General features: G+C 48.6%; 1 protein-coding gene (cut by a window edge). It reads right to left on the bottom strand.

All coding sequences use genetic code 11. From position 1 onward, the window contains the following. Positions 1-12,695: the 3' portion of a non-ribosomal peptide synthetase gene (locus M3630_RS26105; RefSeq protein ID WP_251254020.1), read on the bottom strand. 8,806 nt of this gene lie beyond the right edge of the window; 12,695 of the gene's 21,501 nt are visible here — the last part of the coding sequence; its start codon lies beyond the right edge, outside the window — the gene reads right to left on this strand; its stop codon occupies positions 1-3.

Here is a 12,695-nt window from a genome sequence, read left to right as displayed (position 1 = left end):
TTATCCCTCCACTATTTGTCGCTTCCAAATACTGGTCGTATGGTTGGGTTTCTGACTCACATATGTCAGTGTTTTTGTTGGACGCCCTGCCTCTTCACGGTAAACGTCAAATCGGTTTAACGTCGGAGGTGCAATCGAATGTCGTTTGTTCGGACGTGAGACTGCCTCCTCCCAGGATTGTAAAACGACGTTGGCGTTCGTTCCCCCATCTGCAAAACAATTAATCGCTGCTATTCTGGGCGAATCGTTCCATTCAGAAAGCTGTCGTTGAAAATAAAACGGCGTTGACTCCATATGGAAATGGGTCATCGGCTCTTGCCCTGACAAGAACGGAACCAACTGTTGGTGTTTGAGCATCAGCACGACTTTTATCAAGCTGGCAATCCCTTCTGCACATAATGGATGACCGATGTTTGGCTTGATCGATCCTAATCCGCAAGCGGTCATATGAGATGAGCGATAGACAGACTGAATGGCTTTGAGTTCAAGTAAATCTGTAACCTCTGAACCAGAACCATTCGCTTCTATATAGCTGATTTGTTCCGGATTCACGCCAGCTTTCGCCAGTGCCGTCTGCATAACTTCTTTTTGGGCTTGCAAATTGGGGGTGGCAGGACCTGCCGTTCGTCCATCATTGTTGACCGCTACTCCCTTGATGACGGCATGTATTTCATCACCATCAGCCAGTGCTTGTTCCACGGTCTTCAATAGAACCATTCCTACGCCTTCTCCCAATACGAGGCCGTCCGCACGCCTATCAAAAATATGGAAGGCTGGCTCTTCGCTTAAAATCCCTCTTTGGTGGAACATCCGATGCGCTTCATCACCGTTTAATACGTTTACCCCGCCGACAATAGCAGCCTCAATCTCTCCACTGCGAAGGGAATGAATCGCCATATTCATCCCGACCAGCGCCGAAGAGCATGCGGTATCGATGACCATACTCGGTCCTCTAAGATCGAAGTACTGGGAAATATTTGTGGCCAAATAGTTTTGTCCCACGGTCATAATCGGATTTTGTGTTTGATGAAGACGATCTTCACTTGGGCGGTGATTACTTCTTGCCCCGATGTAGACGCCTACCGCCCTTCCCTTGATGTCTTTCGCTGTGTATCCTGCCTGATGCCATAGGTGAAGACTTTCCTCCATTACCAATAAGGCTTGCGGGTCCATGGCCTTGGCATCTTCTTTTGCAATCAGGAAGTAAGAAGGATCAAAAGCAGTTATGTTGTCCAGAAGTCCTGCATGATAGGAATTTTCATACCCCCAGCGTTCCTTTGGCACAGCCCCAATGGCTGAACGGCCCTCCGCTAACAACTTCCAATATTCATCCACGTTACGAGCACCCGGAAAACGGCAAGAGAGCCCCACTACTGCGATGTCAGACGGATTTGCCTGATTATATGGGGGAGCCTGACTACTCACCATCTGGCTTTTCTTAGTTTCCCTGCGGATAGGCTGACTCTTCGGATGGTCGCTCATTTCAGGAGAAGTCAGCGTCAGTTCGTCAGAAATGGAATCGCCGTGATTGCTGGTTAGCCATTCTGCAAGTGTTTCGATGGTGGGATATTCATATAAAATCGTCGGGTCCAAGTCCTTGCCCAACCATTTACTGATCTCATTCATCACTTGAGCCAGTAACACCGAATCGATCCCGTAATCTGGAAACTCTTTGTCTATTTCCAATCTGGCAGGATCTATTTTCAGCTCCTTCGCAAACAGCTCAATCAGTCTTGTTTGTGCTGTCTTCTCAAGACCCACTGAGCTTTGCGTCGGCTTGCCTGCTGGTGGACGATGAGGCGACAGGTTCACAACAGGAGCTTCTTGCTTTTTGTGTTGCATCAATTGCTGGTGTTCCCACAGTTCCTCGTCAATGGCTGCAGGGAACACTACAGGACCAATTTTTTTCAAAAGAATATGATCCAGTAATCGCAGTCCTTGCTCGTCAGTGATGTGTACGAGTCCTGTTTGTTGATAGGCTTTGGTCGTAACTGCACCGATCCCGGTTTCCTTCCAGCTCGGCCACTGAATGCTGACGATCGGGCAAAAATCCGCATGTGCCGTTGCAAAATAATCCATATAGGCATTGGCTAACGCGTAATCACTCTGCCCCGCTGCCAAGGATGGAATGATTGCCGAAGCAGATGAAAAGAGAACGAAGAACTGTAAAGGCTCATCCTTGCAGAGTTCGTATAGCGTATGCAGTCCAGCAACTTTCGGTTGTAATACCTGCTGAATTCCATCCGTCGATTTCCGAATAAACGCAGGATTTTGATCATCGCTAAAACCAGCGCAATGAATCACCCCGCCAATCGGCCCCATCGTCTGTTTCAACTCGCGCAAATGCTGTTGCCAAGCCTCTTCATCGGTTAAGGATACAGAGAGGACTTCAACCTGTACGCCTTGCTTTTCCAAAGCTTGTACCGCCCGAATTTTCTTTGCTGAAGAAGTGCTTTGCGTCTCATAGGCTCCCCATTGCTCGCGTGGCGGGAGACTTTCTCTCCCTGTGAGCACCAGTTTTTTGACACCATGACGCTCTACAAAATGTTTGGCGCATAGATATCCAAGCCCTCGGGTGCCGCCTGTGATCAACAGAACATGGTTCTCAGGGAAAACAAACGCTGGCTCCTGACTGTCTGCTACCCTCTCTTCCTGAAGATAAGCGCTATAACGCTCACCCGCTCGATAGCAAACCTCTGTTTCCTGAGCATCGACAAGAAACTCTGCTGCAATCTGTTGCGCAAGTTCTTCTCCATCAGCCAATGGCTCCAAATCCACATGACGTGATTGCAGATGCTTGTATTCACTTTGCAGCATGCGGTATAACCCAACACGTGAGGCCCCCGTCAAATTGACAGAGTCATTCTGGAAGGATTCCAAGCCTTTTGTCACACCCAATAGCGTCAAGCCTTCCTTATGACCATTCTCAATGAGTTGTTGCAGCCATGGAATCCAAGCCAGCGAATCGGGATACTGACGCCCACAACCGATCAAATCGATAATGCCATCATAGTTTTTCCACTCCGTCTCATCCTGGTGGAATCGTGACTCGAGCTCGTTCAGTTCCAGAATTTCACACTTGGCGAAATGGTTGGACAGTTGAATCGCCAAATGCTTCGTTTCATCCGTTGTGAAAATACCAATCGTTCGATGAGCTGCTTTGGTTGGCATCGCTGGGCAGGCCTTCCATTGCTTTTTCAAAATGCGCATGTCTGGCTGAACGGGATGCTTCTCATATGTGGATAGGGATGCTGCACTTGTAAAAGACGTATGTCCACCAGGCACCCAATAAGCTTCTCGGCTAAACGGATAGGTTGGAAGACTAATCCGCCGAGGCTTTCTCTCCCCATACAAGCTGCTCCAGTCAATGTTTAGCCCTTTCACCCAAACGTCCAGCAATTTGCTGTATTTTCCTTTGTTCATCCAGGAATCAATCATTTGCGGCATATCATCATCGGCTGCAAAGATTGCCAAGGTGTCTTTATGACGTTTTACCTGTCCGTGATACAGGTCTTCAATGTCCTTCTGTCTTCTTATGAATTGCTTTAATTTCTCTTCAAGTTCCATCATCGAGCCCGCAATCACAGCTAAACGTTCCTCCATCGGTTCTCGTCCCACTTGAAGGGTATAGGCCATTTCAGCTAAATCCGCATCAGACAATCCCTGCTCTGCAATGTATTCGAGCAGTCGTTGTACCCGTCGCTGAAGCTGATCTTCATTCTTGGCCGACAGGAGAATCAAGGCAGGATTTTGCGGACTTGCCATTATGGTAGCCTGCTCTTGCATTTTTGGAATGTATTCTTCAATCACGACATGGGCATTCGATCCGCCCGCACCAAAACTGCTCACACCAGCGCGGCGTGGAGCTTCCCGTCCGTCAATGACAGGGCGTTTCCACTCCGTCAGCTCTTGTTGAACAACAAACGGCGTCACGCTGAAATCTATATTCGGGTTGAGTACTTCAGCATGCAGGGATGGTGCTAATTGTCCATGCTTAAGTTGCAATAAGACCTTCGTCACCCCAGCGATTCCCGCCGCACTCTCACAATGCCCGATGTTGGACTTCGCCGATCCAATGGCACAAAACTGTTTGTCATTTGTGTACACTTGGAAAGCCTTCGTTAGGCCCGTAATTTCAATTGGATCACCTAAAGAGGTCCCCGTACCATGTGCTTCCAGATAGCTGATCGTCCGTGGATCGATTCCGGCTTTTTGGAAAGCACGTCCAATAACCCGAGCTTGGGCATTCGGGCTGGGTACATTGTATCCATTCGTTTTTCCTCCATGGTTAACCGCAGTTCCTTTTATCACACCATAAATTTGATCTCCATCGGCAATCGCTTTCGCCAGAGGTTTAAGCAGGACTGCTCCCACCCCCTCGCCAGGTACATACCCGTCGCCGCCGATTCCAAAGCTTTCGCATCGTCCCTTGCTGGATGCGAATTTGCCTTGTCCAAGCATCAAGTATTTGTTGGGGTGAATGGAAATGTTGACACCACCTGCGATAGCAGCCTCACATTCCCCTTGCTGTAGACTTTGGCAAGCCAAATGAATGGTTGTCAGGGAAGAGGAACACATCGTATCGACCGCCATGCTAGGTCCATGGAAGTTGCAGAAATAAGAAACCCGATTCGCAATGGAGGCTGGACTTCCTGCCAGCGCCATCGGTCTACCGAGCATCGTTTCTTGCGCTCCATAGAGCTGGTATTCTTCGTACATGACTCCGACGTAAACCCCGACATTACCGCCTAAACCCATGCCAGGTGTCGAGCCGAGCGATTCACGCGTATACCCTGCATCCTCTAACGTTTCATAGACGCACTCCAGGAACAAACGCTCTTGGGGGTCCATGATTTCAGCCTCTCTTGGTGTGATATTGAAAAATAACGGGTCAAATTGATGAACACCGTCCAGGAAGCCTCCCCACTTGCTGTAGGTTTTTCCTTGCTTTTTCTTATCTGCATCAAAGAACAGGCTGTGATCCCAGCGCTCTTCGGGAATTTCTGTGACACAATCCTTGCCATCGCGCAGGTTACGCCAGAACTCGCTCATATTTCTAGCTTTCGGATAACGACCGGAGACCCCAATAATCGCAATATCTAAGGCGTCATTTGCTGGTTTGGTTTCACTCGTCGTTTCCTTCAATACGTTTCCCCTGCTCCTGCGATTGTGGATGATCGGTTTTGCCGTTGCAGCAACCATCGTCTGAGCAACGCTCGACTTTTTCACAGGGGATGCCGTCGGTGTTTCTTTCTCATCCATCCCAAGGATACTCATCATTTGATCCCCGTGCGCTGCCAGGAAGTATTTTGCAATTTCTTCGATGGTTTGATATTCGAAAAAGAGTGTTTTCGACAACGAACCAAACGTTTTTTCTAATTCGTTTGTTAATTGCATGACCATAATCGAGTCAATTCCGTACTTTTCCAACAAGGCATCTGCTTCGATGCGGTCTATTGGCAGCTTGATCACGGAAGAGACCAGCTTTTTGAAGTAATAGATCGCTTTTTCCTTTGGCAAATGATGACTCGCTGGTTGTATGACGGTCGAAGCTTTGACTTCTTGTTCTGTTGTCTTCGGTCTTCCCACCACTGCTGCGTGGAGGCGTTGTAAATCTCCTTCCATGACCATCACCTGATCTTTTCGAGAAGCTACGGCTTCATAAAAAGCGCGAATGCCCGTCGCGGTGTGCAAGGCGATCATTCCAAGCCTTTGTTTCACCATCTCCTCAACTGCTTCATCTACTTGCATCCCGCCCTCTTTCCAGAGCGGCCAGTTGATAGAGACTGTTTGACCCTGACGTTGCTTTGCCTGCACCCGTTCATTCCGATCTTTCGCATAGCCGTCCATAAAGGCATTCGCGCAAGCATAGTCTGCCTGACCACTATTTCCTGCACTTCCTGCTATCGAAGAAAAGAGGACGAAGAAATCGAGAGGCTGATCTTTACTTGCCTCATCCAAATTCGTAAGACCGGCCACTTTTGGCGCTACCACTTGGTCCCATTCTTCTGTCGTTTTCTTGAGGATGAAGTTGTCTCGAACGACACCCGCGCTATGAATGATGCCGTGAAGACCTCCGAATTCCTGTTGAATACTTTGGATGAGCTGGATTACTTCCTGCTTGTCCGTCACATCAACTTGACGGTAGACAACCCTTGCACCTGATTTTTCCCATTCATGAAGCATCGCTTGTTTATCTTCACGCAGAGGAGAACGTCCTGTGAGAATTAAGGTTGCCCGTTTCGCTTGATTCGCGATTTCCCTTGCAAAAATCAACCCTAAACCGCCTGCTCCACCCGTAATCAAATAGGTTCCTTGATCTTTCCACGGAATAGTGACCTCATCATGCAATGGCTTGGTTTCACACCAGCCCAGTACATAACGTTTACCCTCTTGATAGTGAATTCGGTCATCCATAGGATGGCACGCATTCTCTTGCAGCTTGCTTGCGATTTCTGCCGCACGTTCACCTGGGTTTATTTCAATGAATTGGCCGATTAGATTAGGATTCTCCTGCTGCGCTGTTTTCAGCAAGCCAGAAAGTCCACTTACGTATGATTGTTCTGCTTTGTCCGGAACGACGACCTGCACTAACACTTTGCCAAGTATCTTTTGTTGGAAGAGGCTTTGGATTTCCAAAAATACTTGAGAAGCATAGGCCTCGAATCTGTCGGCAATGTCCTCCTGTTGGGATTGCAAAGGAATCAAGCGCACTTCGTTCATCTGTGCTGAAATACTTGCAAGCGACGCTTCAAAACCTTCCACCATCATCACGATATGCTGTGCATAGGCAGGAGTCTCCGTTTCCTGAACAACTGCTTGTTCCTTCCAGCAAGGATGCACCATCAACATTCCTTGGCCCTCTGTAGCTTCGAAGTCTGCCGCTTTACCATCCAGCTTGCGAGACGAAAATCGCTTCATTCTGACAAGAACATTTCCCTGCTCGTCACATAAGTCAATATCCAGCTTCTGTACATGATCAGAAGCGTTGCTGCCATCGCTGTAGCGAATATACGCCCACATCTGTCGCGCGCATGGACTGAAGATTTCCAGCTCATCCAGCGCAAAAGGCAAGATTGGCTTGAGCGTATCGAAATTGTTAGCGAGACTCTTGTCATCAGCCCCTATAAATAAGCCAATCGCCGCCTGCAAAGCCGAATCCATCATACTTGGGTGCAGCACAAACTGTTCTTCTGTCCCCAAAACAGCGAAAGGTAAAGACAGCTTTGCCAACACCCGATCCGTGCCTTTGTGCACTTCCACAATTCCTTGCAGCGCTGGACCATACTGCATTCCCATTGCTTTATAAAATTCATAGCATTGGCTGCCACTCAAAATGCTATGGCTACACGCGTCTTGTAGCATAGCGAGATCAAGCGTGGGCGTCTCGGCAACCGTATGGAATACGGCACTTCCCTGACTGTGCACAATCTCTTCTGCTTCATTTCCTGTATGCTCACTATAGATGCGATAGCCAATCTCTCCACTGTCTTCCAGTTGAAGACCAATGTGAACATCGACAGGCTGATCATCGACAGCAATTGGCTTGGCCCACACCATATTTTTGAGCGTCAAGCCATTCTGTCCCGCTTTTAGGGCTCCCGCTGACTGATCGATTGCCGCGCGTGCCATTTCGAGATAAGCAACACTCGGTAAGAGCTGCTGTCCATTCACTACATGATCTGCCAAGAAAAATTCCTGTCCACGGAAGGTAGAACTATACCGCTGTTCCAACAATTCAGACGTGTTTTTCTGGAGCAATGGGTGAAGGAAGAGCGTCCCTTCTGATGTGGCTGCCACTTCGCGCGCAAATTGCGTATCCATCTGTGGAATCCAATAACGTTCTCTTGCAAACGGATACGTAGGCAAGCTAATGCGACGAGGTTTCTTCTCACCGTAGAGCTTGTGCCAATCAACCACGCCTCCGCTGACCCACAGATCAAGCAGCTTGGCGTATTTTCTTTTGCTTATCCAAGCATCAATTGCCTTTTGCAAATCTTCATCCGCTTCAAACACGGCGATTGTCTTTTTGTTACCTTTCACCTGTCCTCGGAATACATCTGTGATGCTTTCCTGTCCATCTACAAATTGCGTCAGCTTTTCCTGAAGCTCTTGAACGGAGCCGGCCATCACAGCCAGGCGTTCTTCCATGGCTTCTCGCCCAATTTGAAGCGTGTAAGCAATATCTGCTAAATCCAGGTCAGAAATGGACTGATCCTTGATCGCAGCTAATAAACGCAGTGCCTGTTCGTGGAGCTGGCTTTCGTTCTTTGCTGACAGGAGAATGATCGCTGGATTTGCTTGACTTACATGGATCGCTGGACGTTTCTCATGGTCTGGAATGTATTCTTCCAAAACGATATGAGCATTCGAGCCACCCGCACCAAAGCTGCTCACACCGGAGCGTCTTGGAAACTCCTGACCGTCAATGACAGGACGTTTCCATTCCGCCAGCTCTTGCTGGACGACAAACGGAGTTGCGCTGAAATCAATATTCGGGTTTAGCACCTCGGCATGCAAGGATGGTGCTAGTTGTCCGTGTTTGAGCTGCAGCAGGATCTTCGTGATCCCGGCAATTCCGGCTGCACTCTCACAATGCCCGATATTGGATTTCGCTGATCCGATGGAGCAAAACTGCTTGTCAGTTGTGTACGCCTGGAAGGCTTTGGTCAAACCTGCGATCTCTATTGGATCTCCCAAAGAAGTACCTGTACCGTGCGCTTCCAAATAACTAATCGTCCGTGGATCAATTCCTGCCTCCTTCAAGGCACGCCCAATTACACTCGCTTGTGCATTCGGATTAGGTACGGTATAACCATTTGTTTTGCCGCCATGGTTAATGGCGCTTCCTTTTATCACACCGTAAATTTGATCTCCGTCGGCAATTGCTTTCGCCAAAGGCTTAAGCAGTACCGCTCCGACACCTTCTCCAGGCACATAGCCGTCGCCGCCAAGTCCAAAGCTTTCGCATCGTCCCTTGCTGGAAGCAAATTTTCCCTGTCCGAGCATCAAATATTTATTCGGGTGAATGGAAACATTGACACCACCCGCAATTGCAACCTCGCATTCACCGCGTAGCAAGCTTTGGCAGGCAAAATGGATGCCCGTTAGCGAGGAGGAACACATGGTATCAACAGCTACGCTAGGACCATGGAAATTAAAGAAATAAGAAACACGGTTCGCTACAGATGAGAAGCTTCCACCAAGGGCCATTGGTCTGCCCATCAAGGTTTCTTGTGCACCATACAGTTGATACTCTTCATACATGATGCCCACATAAACACCGACATTACCGCCAAGTCCGAACCCTTTAGACGATCCGAGAGATTCGCGGGTATAGCCTGCATCCTCTAAGGTTTCATACACACACTCCAGGAATAAACGTTCCTGCGGGTCCATGATTTCTGCTTCCAGAGGCGAAATGTTGAAGAACAGCGGATCGAATTGATCAACACCATCGATGAATCCGCCCCATTTGCTGTAGGTTTTCCCCCGTTTGTTCTTATCCTCATCAAAATACAAACTGTGGTTCCAGCGGTCTTTGGGGATCTCCGTAATGCAATCCTTGCCATCGCGCAAATTGTTCCAAAACTCTTGCGTATTCCGCGCTTTCGGATAACGTCCAGAAACCCCAATGATCGCAACATCCAAAGCTCCTTTGGCTGGTTGCGTTTCCTTCTGTGTCGAAATGAACCGCGAGCCTTTGCGACTGGTTCCGCGATGGCTGTTCCTTTGCCTTTTCGACGTGTTCTCTTCTTTTGTCACGGATGCTGTTTCTCGGGTAACAACTGTTTCCTGCTGTTCTGTAAGGCCCAAGATTTCAATGAATTTGTCTCGATAGGAGTCCAAGAAATAACCAATTAATTCGTGAATCGTTTGATACTCAAAAAATAACGTTTTCGGCAGCGAGCCAAAGCTTTTCTCTAATTGGTTGGTTAATTTCATGGATAGAATTGAATCAATTCCGTATGTCTCCATCGAGGCATCTTCTTCGATTCGATTCACGGGAAGTTGCAGCACCTCGGCAAATTCCTTTTTCACAAAATGAGTCGCTTTCTCACGGAGCACATTTTGTTCTACAGTAGCGGTCGCTTGTTTTTCTTTTTTCTCTTCCCTGGTTGCTGTGATCGATGCCACTGGCTGCATCTGTTTTACCAGCATCTCTTCAAATTCTTCTAGTAAATAGGACGCAAGCTGCTGTAGCGTCGGACACTCCACGAATACATTAGGAATCAGCCCAATGTGATATTGCTGATTAAGCTTGTTGGCGAATTCAGTCAGTAGAACCTGATTAAATCCGAGTTCAGACAGCTCCACTCTGACATCAATGTCCGTGGTAGGAACCTGTAGCAGATCCGACACGGTTTGCATCAAAGCAAGTTCCACTTTTTGCAACAGATTGCTCGTATCCGCTGTTTCCGAAGCTTCCAATCGGACAGGAGCATGCTTCGATTGAGAACGGTTGACTGGTGTTTGCAAAACCAGTGTTTGCTTGAGCTTCGCCAGATCGCCTTCCATCACCATGACCTGAGCTTTTCCAGAGGCTAAGCCTTGGTACATAGCTCCAATACCCGTCGAAGTCTGCATAGCGACTACTCCCCTGCTATGCTCCAGCATGTCACCGGCCTCTGCGCCAGCCTGCATTCCGCCCTCTTTCCACAATGGCCAATTCATGGACAATGTCTGTCCGTGACGTTGCTGTAACGCAACCAAACCATTACGATAGTGGGCAAATCCGTCCATAAAGGCGTTGGCGCACGCATAGTCAGCTTGACCGATATTCCCCAAGCTGCCAGCCACCGAGGAAAACAGCACCAGGAAATCCAGTTCTACATCTTTGCTGGCTTCATCCAGATTGATGAGACCCGTAACCTTCGGATGGAGAACCGTTTGGACCTCCTCCCTGTTTTTCCTGAGGATATAGCTGTCACGAAGCACGCCAGCACTATGAATAATGCCATGTAGTCGACCATAGTCCTGTTGAATCGTGCGGATCAACTCTGCCATTTCCTGTTTCTGCGTCACATCAACTTGGCGGTATTCAACACTTGCTCCCGATTCTTTCAATTCCTGGAGTTTGCCTTGCTTCTCTTGATCCAATGGGGAACGTCCTGTCAGAATCAAATTCGCCTGTTGAACCTTCTGTACAATTTCGTTGGCAAAAATATAACCCAGTCCGCCTGCCCCGCCAGTGATGAGATAAACCCCACCGTGTTTCCACGGAATGCTCGTCTCTTGTGGAGCATCGAGTTCTACCCACTCAGCTACATATCGCTTTCCAGATTGATATCGAATCTGAACATCCAATGGGCAGCATACATTCTCCTTTATTTTTTCAGCGATCCCGAATTCGTCGTCGCCCGATTCTATCTCGATTACCTGTCCAATCAGGCTGGGATTCTCCAAGTTTGCCGTTTTCAGCAAACCAGAGAAAGCGGTGAAAGACGGCAGCTCCGCTTGCAAGGGAACGACAATCTGAACCAATACCTTGCCGCGTACTTTTTGCTTGAAAATCCCTTGAATTTCCTCTACTACCTGCGCCGTATAATCAATGAAACGCTCGGCAATGCCTTCTTGCGTGGATCGCAAAGGAATGCAATGAACGCCATTCAAGCTGGCCTGGAGATTGTTCCAAGAATCGTGATCCGGTTCTACCATCATCACGACTCGCTGTGTATAGTCAGGGGCTTCGGCCTTGCTCGCAACCGCTTGTTCCTTCCACTCTGGATGAACCAGCAGTGCTCCGAGCTTGCCTTTGGAATCCATCGTCGCTACTTCGCCTTCCAGCACTCGTGCCGAGAAGCCCTGCATACGCACGCAAACCGTTCCTTGATCGTCACACAAATCAATATCCACTTTCTGTACCTTGTCTCCCGAGCTATTGCCGCTAGCCTGTCGAATCCATACCCACATCCGGGAGGAAGTCTGGCTAAAAATGCTCAGCTTCTCCAGTGCAAAAGGCAGGATTGGCTTCAGATTCGCTGTATCGCCTGTGCCAAGCAATAATCCGATAGAGGATTGTAAGGCCGAATCCAGCATGCTCGGATGCAAGACGAATTCTCCTTGCGTCTCGGCAACTTTGGAAGGCATGGCTAGCTTGGCCAATACTTGCCCCTCTCCCACGTACACATGCTCAATTCCTTGCTGAGCTGGCCCATAGACAAGTCCCATTGTTTGAAAGGCGTCATAACACTCACTTGCATGAAGCGTGCGATAACTGCATTGGGCTTTGATCGCATCGAGATTATGCGTGGGTGCAGCAGTGATCCCTGCAAACACCACACCCCCTTGACTGTGTATCACCGATTCGGCCTGTTCGTCCTGCGGTTCGCTGTATATTACATAGCGAAGGTCGCCGTTATCCTCAGGATAGATGCCGATGTGTACCTCAACAGGCGTATCTTCCACCACAATCGGTTGCGCCCATACTACATTTTTCAGCTCCATCACGTATTGCTCGTCTTCCAACGCTCCTGCTGCTAGATCCGCAGCAGCTCGAGCCATCTCAAGATAAGCAACCCCAGGCAGGATTCTCTTTCCTTTTACAACATGATCCGATAAAAAGAATTCCTGACCATCAAAAGTAGAACTGAATCTTTGCTCACGTAGATCTGAAGTATTTTGATGCAGCAAAGGATGCAGGGAAGCTGTCAGACCAGGCGCACCTTTTATGTGAGTGGACGGCTGTGTCTTCG

The organism is Brevibacillus sp. MER 51, assembly GCF_023714195.1.
In the GTDB taxonomy this organism is placed as follows: domain Bacteria; phylum Bacillota; class Bacilli; order Brevibacillales; family Brevibacillaceae; genus Brevibacillus.
Note: the sequence above shows the minus strand (reverse complement) of the source record. Positions and strands in the feature narration are given on the sequence as shown.